17 protein-coding genes are annotated in these 16787 nt (G+C 62.0%); 7 read left to right on the top strand and 10 right to left on the bottom strand.

What is annotated here, in order from left to right; translation table 11 throughout:
• Positions 1-12: 12 nt before the first annotated feature.
• The 3 genes from LPA35_RS19095 (at position 13) to LPA35_RS19085 (ending at position 2299) form a co-directional block, all read left to right on the top strand.
• Positions 13-747 carry a hypothetical protein gene (locus tag LPA35_RS19095; RefSeq protein WP_228898211.1) on the top strand — a complete coding sequence of 245 codons (735 nt, stop codon included), beginning with the start codon at positions 13-15 and terminating at the stop codon, positions 745-747.
• A gap of 65 nt (positions 748-812) precedes the next feature.
• The gene (locus LPA35_RS19090) at positions 813-1226 is read left to right on the top strand and encodes a hypothetical protein (protein WP_228898209.1); all 414 of its coding nucleotides are present in this window, start codon (positions 813-815) and stop codon (positions 1224-1226) included.
• Between the two features lie 11 nt (positions 1227-1237).
• Positions 1238-2299 (top strand): glycosyltransferase, encoded by a 1062-nt coding sequence (locus tag LPA35_RS19085; RefSeq protein WP_228898207.1) that lies wholly within the window; start codon positions 1238-1240, stop codon positions 2297-2299.
• On the opposite strand, the gene LPA35_RS19080 is transcribed toward LPA35_RS19085, so the two are convergent.
• The 3 genes from LPA35_RS19080 to LPA35_RS19070 all read right to left on the bottom strand — a co-directional run bounded on the left by LPA35_RS19080 (position 2284) and on the right by LPA35_RS19070 (position 6622).
• Positions 2284-2865 (bottom strand): class I SAM-dependent methyltransferase, encoded by a 582-nt coding sequence (locus LPA35_RS19080; RefSeq protein WP_228898205.1) that lies wholly within the window; start codon positions 2863-2865, stop codon positions 2284-2286. The two genes, LPA35_RS19085 and LPA35_RS19080, sit on opposite strands and share 16 nt — an antisense overlap.
• Before the next feature lie 569 nt (positions 2866-3434).
• Positions 3435-4865, bottom strand: coding sequence for a hypothetical protein (locus LPA35_RS19075; RefSeq protein ID WP_228898204.1), 1431 nt, complete (start codon positions 4863-4865; stop codon positions 3435-3437).
• A complete protein-coding gene (locus LPA35_RS19070) occupies positions 4862-6622 on the bottom strand; it encodes a VPA1262 family N-terminal domain-containing protein (protein ID WP_228898203.1) in 1761 nt (586 codons plus the stop codon). Before LPA35_RS19070 ends, LPA35_RS19075 begins: the two co-directional genes overlap by 4 nt.
• Before the next feature lie 184 nt (positions 6623-6806).
• Here LPA35_RS19070 and LPA35_RS19065 point away from each other — a divergent pair, with 184 nt between their 5' ends.
• From LPA35_RS19065 to LPA35_RS19050, 4 genes are all read left to right on the top strand, one after another.
• A complete protein-coding gene (locus LPA35_RS19065) occupies positions 6807-6980 on the top strand; it encodes a hypothetical protein (RefSeq protein ID WP_228898202.1) in 174 nt (57 codons plus the stop codon).
• 650 nt (positions 6981-7630) lie between these two features.
• Positions 7631-8212: a restriction endonuclease subunit S gene (locus LPA35_RS19060; RefSeq protein WP_228898199.1), complete on the top strand. Its 582-nt coding sequence runs from the start codon at positions 7631-7633 to the stop codon at positions 8210-8212.
• The gene (locus LPA35_RS19055; protein ID WP_228898198.1) at positions 8205-9701 is read left to right on the top strand and encodes an N-6 DNA methylase; all 1497 of its coding nucleotides are present in this window, start codon (positions 8205-8207) and stop codon (positions 9699-9701) included. The genes LPA35_RS19060 and LPA35_RS19055 overlap by 8 nt, the downstream gene beginning before the upstream one ends.
• Before the next feature lie 187 nt (positions 9702-9888).
• Complete coding sequence (locus tag LPA35_RS19050) at positions 9889-10569, top strand: hypothetical protein (protein WP_228898197.1); 681 nt, start codon at positions 9889-9891, stop codon at positions 10567-10569.
• Between the two features lie 549 nt (positions 10570-11118).
• Here the strand turns inward: LPA35_RS19050 and LPA35_RS19045 are convergent.
• Genes LPA35_RS19045 through trbJ form a run of 7 tightly spaced genes read right to left on the bottom strand, consistent with a single transcriptional unit; the run spans position 11119 to position 16784 of the window.
• Positions 11119-11361 carry a DUF2274 domain-containing protein gene (locus LPA35_RS19045; protein ID WP_055402799.1) on the bottom strand — a complete coding sequence of 81 codons (243 nt, stop codon included), beginning with the start codon at positions 11359-11361 and terminating at the stop codon, positions 11119-11121.
• A complete protein-coding gene (locus LPA35_RS19040; protein ID WP_228898196.1) occupies positions 11358-12644 on the bottom strand; it encodes a TrbI/VirB10 family protein in 1287 nt (428 codons plus the stop codon). Before LPA35_RS19040 ends, LPA35_RS19045 begins: the two co-directional genes overlap by 4 nt.
• A 2-nt stretch (positions 12645-12646) precedes the next feature.
• Positions 12647-13654 (bottom strand): P-type conjugative transfer protein TrbG, encoded by a 1008-nt coding sequence (gene trbG / locus LPA35_RS19035; RefSeq protein ID WP_228898195.1) that lies wholly within the window; start codon positions 13652-13654, stop codon positions 12647-12649.
• Positions 13651-14358, bottom strand: a complete 708-nt coding sequence (trbF, locus tag LPA35_RS19030) for a conjugal transfer protein TrbF (RefSeq protein WP_228898193.1) — start codon at positions 14356-14358, stop codon at positions 13651-13653. Before trbF ends, trbG begins: the two co-directional genes overlap by 4 nt.
• Before the next feature lie 11 nt (positions 14359-14369).
• Positions 14370-15743: a P-type conjugative transfer protein TrbL gene (trbL, locus tag LPA35_RS19025; protein ID WP_228898192.1), complete on the bottom strand. Its 1374-nt coding sequence runs from the start codon at positions 15741-15743 to the stop codon at positions 14370-14372.
• A gap of 5 nt (positions 15744-15748) precedes the next feature.
• Entirely contained in the window at positions 15749-16039 is a 291-nt protein-coding gene (locus LPA35_RS19020) for an EexN family lipoprotein (protein ID WP_228898190.1), read from the bottom strand.
• Positions 16040-16052: 13 nt separating this feature from the next.
• Positions 16053-16784, bottom strand: a complete 732-nt coding sequence (gene trbJ, locus LPA35_RS19015) for a P-type conjugative transfer protein TrbJ (protein WP_228898439.1) — start codon at positions 16782-16784, stop codon at positions 16053-16055.
• Positions 16785-16787 lie beyond the last annotated feature (3 nt).

Genomic DNA, 16787 nt, shown 5'->3' with positions numbered 1-16787 from the left:
GAGGGCCGCATCATGACCTCGCTGTACGACCAGTGGACAGTGCTGAGCTGGTGCGAGTGGCTGGCACGGAGGCCGTCCGGCACTGTCGAGCCAACCGTCGTCCTGCACGTGGACGACCACCGCGACCTGGGATCGCCACGGCTGTACCTGGCCAACGGCACCCTCGTTGACGCCATCACCAACGATGAAGTGAAGCTGAACGATCCGCCGACGGTACTGCGTGCGATCGAGAGCGGCGCCATCGGCATGGGCAGCTTCATGACACCGTTTTTGTGGCACTGCCCAGAGGCGGAAGTCCGGCATCTCTGTCAGCCGCCCAAGATACAGGCTGACGTGCGTCGAAAGTTCAAGCACAACTTGGTGGCTGACACCCTGCTCAACCCGAACGCCCAGCGGCTTGCCATTGACCTGGTCGACGGCGCGAGCGGCACAGGGGACTATCTCGGAACCAATGACGTGCACAGGTGGTCGGATGGCATTGAAGGACGTTCAGCGCTGGTCCATATTGACATGGACTATTTCAACAACCGCTACGACGGCGATTCGACTTGGTTCGAGCGCAACCCTCGGCTCGATCCGGACCTTCCAACGATGCTCTTGAGAGTCGATGACCTCGTGGAGGCATTGGCGGCCTCCAAGGCGAACATCGAGGACGTATCCATTGCTTACTCCCCCGGCTTCTTTCCCGCCGAGTTCTGGCAACCTGTTGATCGGCGCCTGCGGGCCGGTTTGGCGCGAATCCTGTGACAGTTCGTACCGCGACCCCGTCTAAGCGCAGGCGACCGGCCAGGGAGACGCCCAAACCGCGGTCCGTGAAGCCGCGCACGGACGCGTCGAAGGTTTCGGCCAGCGATGTACATCTGATCTCTGTCGCAGGCACGCCTAACAAAGGCAAGGGGCCCGGCGGCGAAAAATGGCGCATTGAGGTTGGAGGCACCCGTGCTGGCGAAGTCTACATCAACGTGATTGACGAGCCGCCGCTCGGGTGCCATGCGTCGTTGCAGATCTATCTCAACATCAAGAGTCAGGGTCTTGGCATTGGCCGCGTCGGGTACGCAAAAGCCTGCCAGTTGAGCGCCCACGAAACGATCTACGCCCACATGCGCCGGTCCAACATCGCTTCCCGGAAAGCTGCCGAGGCGGCGGGATTCGTGGACGCCACCCCCCCAGGATTTACCCAGCTCATCCTCCGTTGGACACGGCCGATGACGACCCCACTCGCGTGAGCAATCTGGCCATGGAGACATTCATCGTCATCCCATGCCTGAACGAAGAAGACTGCATTGCGGCGACGTGCGCGTCACTCGGGTTTGGCGATGGGCTGGAGCCATTCGGGCGGCTGGTCCTCGTGGACAACGGCTCGAGCGATGGAACGCTGGGGGCCCTGTCTGCGATCCAGCGCACGTCACCGCCGGGGCGGGTTCTGATCACTCAGGAGCACAGACGCGGCTATGTCCCCGCGCGGCGGGCAGGAATGGCGACAGTGCTGGCAGTGGCACAACGCGAACAACTCCACGAAGACCTCGTGCTGATCCTCCAGGCGGATGCCGACACGATCTACCTGCCAGGCTATGTCCAAACCATGGGCAACGCCCACCGTGGCGGACGAGGCCAGCTGCTGGAAGCGAGCGCCGTGACGAGCCGCGATTTCAACCTTGAGTTCCCTGCGTTCGCGAGGCTGTGTCGGGAGGTCGACAGCGAAATGGAGCATTGGTTCGCCCCCGAGGCAAACCAAGTCGTGGTGGATGACAAAGTGTGTGCGTTCCTGCTGGCCGACTACCTCGCATGGGGTGAACATCAGGACGAGATCGATGACTGCGGCAATCCGGTCTTGGCGGAGACAACAAGACTCTTCCTGCGCGCTAAGAGCGGCAGTACGGTCTGGCGAGACAGGGTAGATAGCGCTGAGGCGCTGCCGTCTCGCCGACGACTCAGGACGCAGGCACCCGGGCATTTCGCCTGCTCGGGCTTTCCCCGTCAGCGCCAATGGATTGAAGCCTGGGGTGCGCCTGGCGAAGCACAGCCCTTCCTGCGATCACCGAAAAGCTGGTCTGCCCTGAGCCGTCTTGTGCATTCGAGGCAAAGACACCAGGTGGCGCTCTTCGCCCTACTGCCTGCGGTCTACGAAAAGCACCCCAAAATACACCAGGGGCTGGCTACGCTTGCCGACACAGTCCGAACAAGTTATGCCGCCACGTCACCGGGCTTCTTGCTTGGACTGATGCTCAGGTTGGCCGACGATGAGCAGGGGCCGCTTGCGGCACTGCTGCGCAACGGAAGACGTCAGTCGTCTGGATAGCAGAGCACCGCCGCGGCGTGCCCGCAATGCGTCCCATCGGCCATGTCAATCTTAGGAACCTTGAATCGCTCGAGGACGACAGTACGGAAGCCAGGCAAAACGCGCGGGGGACCGTCGCCGAAGTGTGGATGGCAGAGCGCGCCCCCGTTTCTCACAAGGTGTCGCAATAGACCAGCCTCTCGCACCGGATCATCCGGCTCTTCGGTGTAGTTGAAGGGGTCATAGAAGACCAGATCGAAAGGCGCAGCCAACGGCGCGCTGCGCCAGTCTCCGAGGCAGGCAACCACTCCTCGATGGTCGCCCGCGAACCGCACAAGGTCAGCGTAGATGCCTGTGTCGATCTCGACTATGTGGTGCTCTGTAGGCTGTAGGCGCCGTTGGATGAGGTCCGCAGATATACCTAGTCCAAACCCGATCTCCAGCACGCGCTCCGGTCGCACAACCTGCGCGACACGCTCGAACAACTCATCAAAGTAAGGGGCTTCCGAACGAGACATCACAACCTGACCTTGCCATATCAGGCGGTCAGCAGTTTTGACATCGAATGTCAGGCTGGTATTCGTCATGTCGCGCGTACCGCAGAGCAATCGTCGCAGCTTATCTGCTTATCCTGGCGCAGCTGTCGAACAGCCGGGAATCTGTGGCGACACCGCCACAGGCACGTGGCGTGGGCAATACGAGGGATGAAACATGCTGCCGACACAATCTTCATATTCCTGCTTGCAATAATGACGCCTGCAGTCCTACCGGTGCCGGTTCTGTCCCGATCTCACCGTCAACCCGCCTCGGCACGCATCAGTCACAGATGGCGAGCAGCGTGCGGGTCACCGATAACCACCTAGTAATTACGAAGCGAAGGGCAGCTGCCGAGTGACAAGCGGTCGCGCCTCTTGTCAGCTCCGAGTGGCTGGTTTCGGAACGAGGTGCCGGCCACCGGCCCAAACTGACTGGCAGCAGTCAGCCTAGAACAGACCTATCAGCTTCTCATAGCATCACAGCGGCAATAGAAAAACGCCTCAGCTAAGGTCCAAAAAAACGGTTCAGATCTGTTGTGTGGCAACCTTCGGCTGTGCTGGGCGCGCGGCAGTGAGACAGCGCGGGGTGGAGTACACGTGCGTCCCACCGTGCCAGCATCTCAGCGCGCAACGGTCCTAGCGATAGCTTCGTCGATATTGTGGTACCGGTAGCGCACCTCGGCGTACTCGCTATCAGCGCGAACCGGACCAGGCAAAGTATGATTTCCACCGGCAGCAAGAACTGCCCCATGACGGACTAGGCGCAAACGCGAGGCAAGGCGATTGCGCTCTGAGCACAGTTGCGACTCGTTTGCGAACCACCGCTGCTCGATGTTGGCGATTTCCTGCTGCAGCCGCACCTCTTCTGCCAGGCGCTGCTGCGCTGGCAAGCGCGCGTAGTACATAGCCACCGGGAAGTCAAATGAGCATGCGGTCGGAGAGCCCAGGAATTGGGCATGCGAGTTGCCGTAGCCCCAAGCATCCCAGCGGGCGAACGCAGCATCCCAGAAGGGTTGCATCTTGCTATACCCCAACTGGTCGGCAACCTGAATGAGAATGTCGGCCAATCCCTCAGGGGAGCCCCGCCACGTCGATAACGCGACTGCTTCGATGAAGTCACACCACTGCGGCTCGTCGAGTTGGACCAGCGCCTCGGCTAGCGTGGCCCTAGCTTGCGCGCTACGTGCCTCGGGATACGCATAGGAGGCGTTGAGCCAACCCTTCCAGTGTGACGTCTTGGCGACCTGCAGCAGCAGATCCTTGAGAACACCGCCAGCAGTCACCCCAGAATTGGCGTTGGTCAAGCGCTCAAGCCAAGGGATGCTCAGGAACTTGAACGTCACGGACTGAACCTGCAACGCAAACAAGGGCGACTGTGAGCCAAGGATCGAGCAAACCATCATGGCAAACGTGAAGTCTCCGCGCTGATCAAGAAGGCGAGCAAGTAGCGCCGCATCAAGCTTCCAAAGAAGAAAAACTGCCGACCAGATATCTGGGCCGAAGTTAAGCTGCATTCCAGGCAGTGACTGCTGAAGGCTCTTGAAGTCGCCCGCGCTAATTCGTTCGGTAAGATCCTTAAGGGTTGCCTTTGAGTTTTCGTCCAACTCGCCTGGCAAGAACGCTAGGCGGGTCACTAGCGATGCAACGCTTGCCACGACGTGCGTGCCAGCGAAACGGTCAATGACGGCACCCACGCCTTCTCCGCCGACGTCCAAAATGCCTAGCGCGGCCAGCATTACCTGGAACCGGATAGCGTCTAGGTCAGAGTCGGTACGCGTCGCAACTATCGCATTAATCAACCAGCGGACGGCCTGAGCCCACACCTCCCGCTCATCTGGGCCAGGCTGGCGAGACTGGAATACCAACTGATTACGCCACGGAAACTCTGCGTCCAGAGCCTCCTCCAGCGTAGTCATATCTATGCCGGGGGTTTCGCTTTCAGAAGCGAGCTTCGCCAACGCCGCAGCCACGGCAGCAGGCTCGCGAACTGGCCCAGGCTGCGCGGCCTTTTCGAAGATGTCTTTGACCAGCGGAGACGCATCCGGATTCATTTGGACGCCCAAACCTTAAATTGTTCATCGTCGAGGCGATCCCATAGAGTGAGAAACGCGTTCTGGACCAGCTCTGGGTTGCTGACCTTCTGCAAAATGTGGTGGCTCGCGCCAAGGCTGTTGACCGATGTTCCGAGCGACCACGCGAGAGCGCGGCCTTCCTGCTGCGGGAAAATTAGGAAGCGGTCATGGAACTTCCAGCCCGCGCCCCGACGTCGCAGGCGAAACTGGAGCGTCAACCCCACCCGATTGCCGCAGTTGGCCTCAAGCACCTCGCGCTGCTCCTTCAGCCAGATAGCAGACTTGTCAACAGGTGCGGTGGCCGCAGCCGTTCGCCGGAACCACCCCGTCAAGCAGCTCCCCCACCGCTCCCTGCTAGAAGCGCCCGTCACAAGAGCCGAAGCAGGCGTTTGTGCAATAGCGTCATCCTCCTCATCGTCCTCAGAAGACTCGATGCGGTTCCCGTTGGAGAGCGCCCTCAAATCAGCGCCCTTGTGAGGGCTGAAGAAGAGCGTCTGTAAAACATCATCGGACTTGAGGAAGGGGTCCCAAAGCCACGCACCCAACGCGCCGTGCATCTCGATCAGAAAGCGGATGTCATCCAATGCGTCCTTGCGACCACGGCCAGTGAACTGTCCGTACTGGACGAACTCTTTTCGCTCCAATAGTTGCCTGGCAGAGAGTTTGAAAATACGTTCCGTACGCCAAGGCTCGCGCGGCTGCTCTGGAAGGCTGCCGACGAAATTGGGCTTCATTACCCGCTTGAGTTCAACTTTTTCGGATTTGGGCGCCGTACCCTTCACCGGAATCGAGAACTCCCGCCATGGCTCACCTGGGTCGTCAATGCTGGTTGCATGTATTGAGATACCGGCCCTCAGGAGGAATGTCTGTACGGGACTGGCACTCAACAGGACTTGGTTCAAATCGTCCCAGATGTAAGTGCGCGCGCCCCCCCCTGGCGAGCGCATCTTCAAGGCGCTGGCCTCCGGAGCGATGGGATGAGTACCCACCTGCTTGGAGTCAAAGGCATCGACTGTCGAGTCTTTATAGATTTCGCCAGAAATACGCAATGGCCTCGGGGTTGCCTTCTCGTGCCATGCAAGACGCACACCTTGGTCACCAACCTCTGAGCCTCGCATCCCGGTCGTGATGACAGTTACGGGCAGCTGGATGACGATGTTCCCAAGACGATCAGACAAGCCGTCAATGTCCATCAGGACGGTTGTGCGTACCTGCTCGGCAAGCTCGATCAGTAGCCTCGAGTCATTCAGCAGGAATCGCGCGGCATCCTTGGTCGTGTCGAAGAGCTCCAAGACGTGCGAGCCTTCGAAGAAGTTGTTCTTCAGGACCGCGTTCCACGGGTGCGGGTCATTAAAGTCAGGATGGACAAACTGCGGCACCACAGGCGCGAGCTTGCCTACCTTCAGCGGTTTAGAACCAATCTGCCATTCACCAGTTCTGGCAAAGCTCTCGATTGTGTCAATCAGGAACTGCGTGGGAACACGAGACCTGAAGACACCAAACTTGTAGTTGCTTCCCTTGAGCTCGATGCGATTGGGAGTGAGGAACTCGGGCTTGACAGGTCCTTCAGGAGCTTTGCCGGACTCGGCAACGAACAGGGTGAGGAAGTTGGTTGCTGTCCCATCCTTCTGGAAACCAACGATTTCTGTGATCTCAAAGCTCTCGTAAAAACCGATGACATCCGGCTTGAGCAGCCGCTTGAGCTCCTGCAGGAACTGCTCGATAGTCCACTTCACGTCACATCCCTCCTTAGACCTAGCGCTGATGAGACAGCACGGGTCGAATCAGAAAATTGTTATCCAAATTGCCATTAACAAGTGTCTGCGATTTGAGGAAGGCAGGTTTACATCTTCAAGGCAATTTGAAGACAGCAACATGGACGCTTACGGGTGCCAAGATTGCCTTCTTCATACCGCTCTCATGTCTGCTGTGGACTGCTATCTTCAAGCACCAAGTACCACGATTGCGCGCATGGCGTCCAGATTCTGGGTTGGTCTGAACAACATCATGGCTTGCGCCGCGAACGTTCTCGGCGACATGCACGGGGATCCAGAGGAGCAAGCCGTAGTCATTTACCTTGATATCGCAGCCTGACAAGACGCCCGGGCGTAGCTGATTGATGCGGTGTGTAGGGGGCTTGATGGGGCCAGCGCTGAACATGGCAAGTTCGTGTCGGTTTTTGACATCGCTTCCACCCGGTCGATTCACGCGCTGCGCGGTTTTCGGCATTGGTCGACGCTGCCGTACGCGATGGCATCTTCAGCGGGCTGCTCTGCAGCGCAAGCGGACGGTGAATAATCAATCTCAGTTCAACTGCTTGCTTGCACTTTGCGGACGTGCTCAACGTCTCAAGTCCAAAGGTAACGCACACAGCGATCCAATCGCCGTTCTGCACGCGCCTCCTGTTTCATCGAGTAGAGCTTGCAGATTCACCCATTCCAGCGCATGCCATCGAGATGCGATGCTGAGATAGCCCCCTGCGTTCGTAGTTCCCCGCAGGACGATGCGACTTCAGCGTCGCGCCCAGAAAATCCCCTGCCTGCACAGTCCTGCACCTCGTGTTGCAGCTTTCGGCCTCCGATCCAGCGAGGTTAGCCGTCAGAGGCCATGACATCGGATACCGCAAGTGCTGCCTCGGCAAGTGCGCAAGCCGTGCACATGCATGTTGCCATCTATTGAAGTACAACATTACGATTTGCAATCATTCAACCAAAATTGTAGAATTACGCCAGAAGTAGAACATTATGAAACTCTCGAGACTTGCCACCATCCGCAGCGCCCCGGTCTTTCGGGACAAGGCTCCGCAGGAATCCCTGCAGGGCAATGTCCGTGCGCTGACCATTCGCCACATGGTGCGGGGTAAGTCCATCGACTGGGCGGAGTTGCGCAAAGTCGAGGTCGAACCGCGTTTCCTTGACCACTGCCTGGCGCCGGGCGACATCATCATCGTGTCGCGTGGTGACCAGAACCCGGTATGGCTATTCGAAGGTGCGCCAGAACCCGTGTGCCCGGTTGGCCAGTTCCATATCATCCATAGCGTCGAAAATGTCGACCCTCGCTACCTAACTTGGTACCTCAACCGGCCGGCCACCCAGGCGAAAATCAAAGCGCGCGCCACGGGCACCGCCATCCAGGCCATCAACAAGAATGAATTGCTTAGTCTGGAACTGGAAATTCCTCCGGTCATGACGCAACGGCGTATCGCCGAACTGTACGTCACCACGCAGCAAGCTGTGGCCGCGCGCCTGCGCCTCAACACGCTGGACGAAAAAGAAGCGGCACGCCTGTCCGAGCTGTGGCTGCATGCGGAGGGCGACCATGCTTGATGCAGCACGCACCGCAGCTGTCGACGCGGTGACCCAGCACGCGTACAGCATCCTACGCCAGGGATCGTTGGATCTGGAGGGCTATCGCGACGTCGTCATCGGCATCCTAGCGTTGAAGTTCCTCAGCGACATCCAGGCCCCCGGCTGGGTGCAGCTCGGCCACGGTGCGGATGCTGCCGTGCCCAGCCCCTTGCGCCACCTGGAGCTGCCGACAACGGTCGACTTCCACGCACTGCTGGAGAACAGCGAGATGCCTGGCATCGGCGATCGGCTGGATGCAGCCTTCCATGCGCTGGCGGCAGCCAACCGCATGCATCTGGACGGTATCCAAGGACTGCGTTTCAGCTCGACCCGCCTGGGCGAAACGAAGGAGCGTGACCGCACCCTGGGCCGCCTCATGGCTGTCATAGGTCATGACTCGGCGTTGGATTTCAGGCAGGCGGACGCAAGCTCCTTCGCGGCAGCGGCATATGCTTGCGACACCTTGCTGACCACCATGGCTGGGACTCTGGGCAAACGTGGTGTCGAGTTCTTCACGCCTCCAGCGATCAGTCGGCTAATGGCGGAACTGCTGGAGCCTCGGGATGGCGAGTCCATCATGGACCCCTGCTGCGGCACCGGCGGAGCGCTCATAGCAGGCAGTCAACGCGCACGCCAAAACGGTGACGACGCAGGCTGCGAACTGTATGGCCAGGAGATCAACGGCGAGACGCTCGCACTTGCGCGGCTGAACATGGTTCTGCACAACGAGAATCGCACCTATCTGGCATGGGGTGATGTCCTGCAGGATCCCAAGTTCATCGCGCCGAACAACAAGCTGCGCACATTCGACGTAGTTCTGTCGAGTCCCCCGTACAACGTGGCTGGCTGGCAGCGCGAAGCCGGGAATGTGGACCCGCTCGGACGGTTCTGGCGGGGCATCCCGCCGGCGACCTCGGCCAACTACGCCTTCATCAGTCACATGGTCGAGTCCATGTCTATGACACACGGGCGCATGGCAGTGGTAATGCCGATGGGCGCTCTTTTCCGCGGTGGCGCCGAAGCGCAGATCCGGCGCAAGCTGCTGGAGGAAAATCTGTTCGATGCGGTGATCGCTTTGCCAGCCAAGCTGATGCCCAGCACGGCTATCCCGGTTGCAATTCTGGTGCTGCGCCGCTGCAAGCAGGATGAAAAAGTGCTGTTCATCGATGGCAGCAACTTCTTCGAATATGGCAAGACCCAGAATACGCTGGGACCGACCAACCTGCAGCGCATCGTGCAGACCTACCGCCAGCGACAACAGGACACGGCCTATTCACGGCTGGTGTCGCTGGGGGACATCGCGGACAACGAATTCAACCTCAATGTGGGTCACTACATTCAGGTCCAGACGCAGGAGGAGCAGGTGGACCTGGAGGCCTTGCGCGCCGAACGCCTGAAGCTACAAGCCCAACTCAGCGAACTCGAAATGCACCTGGCGGTGCTCAGACAGGACACCGCCTATGGATAAACCCCGCCCAACAGCCCTGGCACAAGGCCCTGGCATGACCGCCGATCCTGCCGGGCGTTCCTCGATCTGGAGCTACAAAAGGAAAAGCCCACCATAGGCGGGCTTTCCAAACTATCGTCTGTCCACGGGGGGAGGCTCGCGCCGACAAGTCCCATGGCTAGTGCTGTAAGTATAACTCGAAGAAAAAATGTCTACAACGCCCCCCGAACTGGCCATCCTGACAACACTGTCGCGCGCGCGCATGGCCACCTACGAAATCGCGACCACGCGCATTCCGCAGCAGTCCAATCCGGCCGACGCCTTGGCGCTCTACGGCTGGAACGCCCAGGTGTCCTCTGCACTCCTACTGCCGCTGCATATGTGCGAGGTGGCCATCCGCAATGCCGTCTCGGATGCACTGGAGCTCGTCTATGGTGCCAACTGGCCCTGGTCTACTGGCCTCCTGCGCAGCCTTCCCATGCCGCAGACCGGCTACCGCGCGCGCAGCGACCTGCAGGCAACCGGCGCCCGTTTTAACACGACGGGCAAGGTCATACCGGAGCTGAAATTCATCTTCTGGCAGACCATGTTCACGCAACGGTTTGACAAACGGCTGTGGACACCACACCTGACGGCAGTACTACCCCACCACGGCCAGTCCAAAAGCATTGCCGACGTTCGGGATGAGGTCTACAAGGACCTCGAAGTCGTGCGCCAGTTGCGTAACCGCATCGCGCACCATGAGCCCATCTTCAAACGCAACCTACTCGACGACCTGAGCAAGGTCGAGCAGCTCATCGGACTGCGCTGCCCGGCGACCGCCGCTTGGATGCGGGCCCAGGAAGACGCCAGCCGCATTATTGCGCTCAAACCCTGGACTACGCCCTAAAAGCCTCACTCGCACGGCATAGGTCGGAAGCAAACAAACCTCAGGCCCCAGACACTGCGCGAGACCGCAGACGCTTTGCAGCAGCCAAAGCCCGCAAGGGCGAGTCGCGACCTTCGAACAGTAGCTCCACGGAAGATCTGCGCGAATCGGCGGGATTTGTGCAGACCATACCTAAACAGAATGCAACAGTGGCACCCTCAGAATGACTCACCAGATGACACAATTTAGAGCCACACTTTTGAGGTCTGCTTAACCTTTTGCACTGGACTTTCGGGCCAAGACTCTTGGAGAAACACATGGCCTCGCTCGACCGTGGTTGGAACCGGTGCCACACGCAAATTGCGTGATGCGTCACCAGCCAGACCAAAGGCAATGGCCAACGGTCCGGAGTTACTGATGTAAGTGGCGCGGCCGTAATCCACGAAGCAAAATCAGTTACCTCACGCGGCAAGCACGATGCAGCCAGCATGTTGAGATTTGAGAGATAACGCCTAAGCGGCTGCACGCCTCCTAGACTCGTTAGCCTGGCATCTTTATCGCCGAGGACTGCTACTTCGCGGAAGTCATCCCGCTGGACGGACCAACTCTGCGGAACCCCCGGTCCCGCGCCATGAACGCCTCCAGCATATGCGGGACCAGCGCCATGGCATCCACCGCCTCACCATAGGTTTGCGCATGCAGCGCCGCATACCGGTCCAGCTCCGCCTTCAGACTTGCCGTGCACGTGAAAGTCAGTTTGACGCTCTCCGTCCTGGGCAGCGGCCCCAGCCGCAATTTCCTCGGAGTGCTCATCGCGCTCCTCCTTTGCCGCCACTGACGAACAACGGCTGATAAACCCGCAGCACCAGATCCCGGTTCACGATCACCCGCACCGCCAGCCCCGGTCGCGCTGTGAGAGTCGGTTGCAGGTTCAGGTTGCGACGCGTCATCTCCTGCCCTACCTGGTTCACGCTGTCCTGCAGTCCATCGCGCCCCGCAATCACCACGCGGTTGCCGTTCTGCCGGTTCTCGGGAGCAGCCAGTTCGGCGCCCACCCCCAGCAAGGTCGTCAGCGCCGCCCCCGCGATCACCCGTCTCCAGTGCCAGTCCACCCCGTCCTCCAGTCCAGCGCGCCCCGCTGGATCGGTGCCCACGAGGTTGTCGAGCGTGAGCGACGACGTGTCTGGCAGGACGATGCGGTTCCACACCATCTGCAACCGGCTCTGCCCATAGCTCACCTGGCTGTTGTAGCGCCCCAGGATGCGCGAGCCCTGCGGGATCAGCAGGTGCCTCCCAGTGGCCGTGTCGTAGACCGGCTCGGTCACCGTGGCAATCACGTCGCCCGGCAGGTCCGACTGGATCCCAGTCACCAGGGCCGCCGGAATCACCGTCCCGGCCATTACCTGGTAGGGTGAGGCAGGCATCTGCAGGTTTCCTGAATTCCGGGTTTCCGTGGATCCGCCTTTCAGGAAGGCGTCCTTCTGCTCCTGCCGGTTCTGAACGGCCGTGGGGTCCGCAGGCTGCGCCGCCGTCGAGGCAGGCCCCGCCGCCAATGGATCGAACCCCGCCAGCCCTGATGCCGCCGCAGGTGCTGCCATCGCCACGGATTGCACCGCACCCTGACCCGCCTGCGCTCCCCCCGTGCGGAAAAACACCGGCGAGCCCGCTGCCGCCTCGGCCTCCTTGCGCAGCGCATCCGCCGGATCATGGCCTGGTGGCGCGTAGCCCGGCTCCACCGGCCCCTGCGCTTTCACGATGGCCGGTCCAAGGTCCCCCGGCAACGGAGGCCCGAGCCGGGGCACTTCTGACGGCCGAAATCCGCCGTAGTCGGCCGGCAAACGGTCCAGCCCTTCGGACTTCGACACCCGATCGACGTTGTAAAGGTCCGAGGGATTCGCGCTACGCCGGTGGCTGCCCTGCAGCGACCAGATGGTGGCGCCCAGCACGGCGGCAGCCAGAGAACCCACGAGAACTGCCAGCATGCGCCGGTTCAACCGCGTCACGGGTCGCGGCGCAGCACGCAGCGCCACCGATTCGGGTGTGACCTTGGCGGGTTGCGATGGGGTGGCGGCGTTGGAAGATTCGCGGCTGTCCATGGTCACAGCCGTCCACCAACACCGTCGGTGCGCTCGATGCGCACCACGTCGCCGTCCCGGCCCCCTGCCCCACCCAAACGCAGCTCAGCCGCGCCGAACAACCGGTCCACGATGTAGTACGGCGGCCGAAAGCGGTAGTTCACCAGTTGCCCATCCCCCTGCGCCCCGATCACGAACAAGGGCGGCAGCTCGCCCTGGGCGATGCTGGTCGGGAACTGGATGTAGACCTTCTCACCGTCATCAAAGGCACGCAGCGGCTTCCAGGCCGGGTTGCCACCACCGATGGCGTAGCGAAAACGCAGCTTCTCCAGCGCCAAGCCGCTCTCGATGGGGGCCGCGGCCTGGGCCGCCTGCGCCTGGCGCTGCAGGGCCAGCATCCTGTCCTTCGGGTACTCCCAGGACACCGAAGCCATCCAGGCCTTCTCGGTGGAGGTCAATTCGACCAGGTAGGTGCGCCGGTTCGTGGTGATGACCAGGTTGGTCTTGAGGTCCGAGCGGATGGGCTTGACCAGTACCTTCACGCGCAGCGTCTCACCGGTCCCGCTGGCCGTGTCGCCCACGATCCAGCGCACGGTGTCTCCGGCGGCGACCGTCACCAGCTCCTCACCGGGCTGCAGTGCGATGGCCGTCACCCGGCCCGGTGCCGCATAGACCTGGTACAGCGCCCCGTCGGTGTACGGCCAGACCTGGATGGCGTTGACATAGCCCTCGCGGGTGGGCGCCACACGGGCCTCGGCGTTGGCGCGCGCCACGCGGGCCTTTTCGTCGTTGGGCTCGGGGGTGGGTCGAGCCTCACCGCCCTTGGGCAGGGGTTTCATCTGCGCTGGCATAGGCAGCACCTCGGGCACGGCCACGACCTCGATGGGCTTGGGCGGCGCGGGCAAGGCCTGGGCCTGGATGGGCTCATCGAGCGCAATCGATGGGGGAGGCTTGCGCTGGGTTCCGCAGCCCGTGGCCAGGACGGCCAGCAGAACCAGCGGCAGCGCGCGGAAGGGATTTCGTGCATTCATGGTTTCTTTACTCCTTCGCTGGCATCGAGTTCGCGGCTCCAGGACAGGCCGTTGACGTAGATGCCCAGGGGGTTCTTGCGCAGCCGCTCTTCGGTGCGAGGGGTCTGCAGCACGATGGACAACACCGCCGTCCAGCGGTCCAGACCTGCAGCCTCGCCATTGACGTAGCGCCGCTCGGTCCAGCGCACCTGGAACGAGGAATCGCTGGCCCGCACCACGCTGTTGACCTGCACAGCCACCGACTGCTGCCCGATCCGAGAGAACGGATCGTTGCTGCGCGCGTACTCGTTGAGGACCGCCGCTCCCTTGTCCGTGGCGTAGTCATAGGCTTCGAGCCAGCTCTGCCGCACCACGATCGGATCGATGGACAGCGAACGCACACCGCCGATGAACCTCGCCAGGTGAAACGCAATCTGCGCGTCCGCCGGCTTGTAGGGCGTGGCCGCCTCGCCCACAGCCCGCACCTGTCCTGCCTGGTCCACCTCAATCACGTAAGGCGTCACGATGGACTGCGCTGAGCGCCAGACCAGACCGCCCGCCATCAGCAAGGCCAGCGACAGAGAACCAAAGGCCATCAGCCGCCAGTTCTTGGCTTGAACACGCGCACTGCCGATACGCTCGTCCCAGACCTGCCCTGCGGCCTGGTAGGGGGTGATGGGCTCGGGCGTTTCCGAGTACCGCACCCGGGGTCGTTTGAATCGCATGGAGGTTCTCCTCAAGAGTTCGAGTCATCGCGAAGGCTCGGCCCCGAGCCACTGCCCCCGTGGTCGCCCGAGCGCAGCGCATGCGCCGCTGTGGTAGCCGCGTGCGTGGCCTGCTGCCGGCGCCGCATGCGCTGTGCCCAGGCGGGTTCAGTGGCGGGTGGGGACGTACTGGCCTCGAATGCGGTGTCAGCAGCCGCAGTGGAAGTGGGTGCTGCAGCCTCGCGGACAAAGCCTGCGACGCTGTCCTTGACGGCCTTCGCACTGGAGGCAACGCGCTGACCCATGGCAGAGGCTCCAGCCTTTGCGACGCTCCTCACGCCAGCGCCAGCAGCCCGGACGCCAGTGCCGCCCGAAGCCGCGACGCCCGCCTGGTAGCCCGACTTCGCACCGCTGGCCAGAGCACTGGCAGAGCGCGCAGCCGAAGCACCGCCACCAATGGCCGCCTTGGTGGCGCCGGGTGCCATGCGTGCCCCTGCAGCCATGGCCGAGCCTGCGCCTGCCACTGCGGCGCCGCCGGCGACAGCCAGCCCGGTGGCTCCAATGGCCGTACCCACTGCAGCCCCGGCACCCAGCTGCGGGGCCCCTGAGACCAGCCCCGTCGCAATCCCCGGCCCAAAGATCCCCAAGCCCAGCATCGCCAGCGCCGCCAGCATGATCACCAGCGCACGGTCGATGGAGGGCTCCGCCCCTGCCGATGTCCTGAACTCCGCAAACAGCCCCGAGCCAATCCCAACGATAACGGCCAGCACCAACACCTTGATGCCCGAGGAGATCACGTTGCCCAGCACCTTCTCCGCCAGGAAGGCCGTCTTGTTCCACAGCGCGAACGGCACGAGTACGAAGCCCGCCAGCGTGGTCAGCTTGAACTCGATCAGCGTCACGAAGAGCTGCACCGCCAGCACGAAGAAGCTCACGATCAGGACCAGCCAAGCTAGGAACAGCACGGTGATCACATCGAGGTTCGCGAACACCTCCGGAAACCCTGTCAACTCGCTGATCTGCGCCATGATCGGTCTGCCCGCATCGATGCCTACCTTGGCCAGTTGCCCCGGCCGCAGGAACTGAGCCTGGGTCATGCCGGACCCTGATGCGGTCAACCCCAACCCTGCAAACGACTGGAAGACGATCCCGGCGAGCCGGTTGAAGTTGCCGATGATGAAAGCGAACGCCCCCACATAGAGCACCTTCTTGATCAGCCGCGCAATCACATCGTCGCCCTGCCCCGAGGCATGGCCCATGGCCCAGAACAACCCGGCCAACGTCACGTCGATCACGATCAGCGTGGCGCTCAGGAATCGCACCTCGCCACCGAGCAGGCCAAACCCCGAATCGATGTAGCGCGAGAACACGTCGAGGAAGCGGTCGATGACCGCCACGTCGTTCATGGCGCTCAGTCCTTGGGGATGTCGCTGGAGGCCGCGCTTGCGGGCGACGATGCGGGCTGGGACACAGCCGGTATATGCGCTTTCCCGCCACTCATGAAGCGCTGGCGCGTGGCCTCGGCCACTGCGTTGCACTGCGCATCACCCACCTTGGCGTGGTCAGCCTTGCACTGAGCGCGCAGCTCCCGGAGCCGATCGGGGTTGACCACCAGCGACTCGACGGACTCGATGGCAGGCCCCTTGTCGCACGCGGACACCAGCAGCGCGGCAGACATGATCAGAACGTACTTGGACTTCATGGTTGTCCCCTCCTCATTGACCATAGAAGCCGACCGGCGCCACCGTGTACGGCGTCCCCTCGCCCTGGAAGCGCCGACGCACCTCGCGCGCCCGCTCCTGCACCGCCACCTGGCGTGCCTGCTCCAGTGCCACAGCCCGGTCCTGGGTGATCTGCAGCTGTTGCGCCTGCATGGACTGCCGCGACTGCAGGGCCAGCAACTGGTTCGTCGCCTGCATGGCCTGCAGCGCACCCACGGCCGACTGGCTGCGGTTGACCAGGTCCGTGAGCGTGCGCTCGTCGCTCGCGAAGTTCTGCACCGCCTGCGACTGCACCTGAGTCGCAGTACGCAGCGCCTCCAGCGAGTTCTGCCAACGCTGGCGCGCATCCAGAGCCATCTGGTTGCCCGAGATCGAGGCGGTGTAGGCCTGCGGGTACAGCCGCCGGAACTCGCCTTCCATCTGCTGCACGTTGAACGCCAGCCCCTGCGCCTGGCGTATCAGCTGGCTGGTCGCCTCAAGCGCCGCCCGCAACTCGCCCAGCGCGCTGGAATCCAGCTTGGCCAGGTTCAGCGCATCGTTCTGCAGTTGCCGGATCTGGTTGTTGATCTGCTCCAGCGTGCGCGCCGCCGTCAGAATGTTCTGGGAGAAGTTCGATGGATCGAACACGATGCGGCCCCCAAACATCTGGGCCTGCGCGGGCACGGTCGCGCCGAGGGTCAGCGCCGCAATGGCCGCCAGTGCCACGCGCCGCAGTTGAGACTTCATCTT

Origin of the sequence: Acidovorax sp. Leaf73, assembly GCF_916855635.1 — a bacterium.
Lineage (GTDB): Bacteria > Pseudomonadota > Gammaproteobacteria > Burkholderiales > Burkholderiaceae_C > Acidovorax > Acidovorax facilis.
Note: the sequence above shows the minus strand (reverse complement) of the source record. Positions and strands in the feature narration are given on the sequence as shown.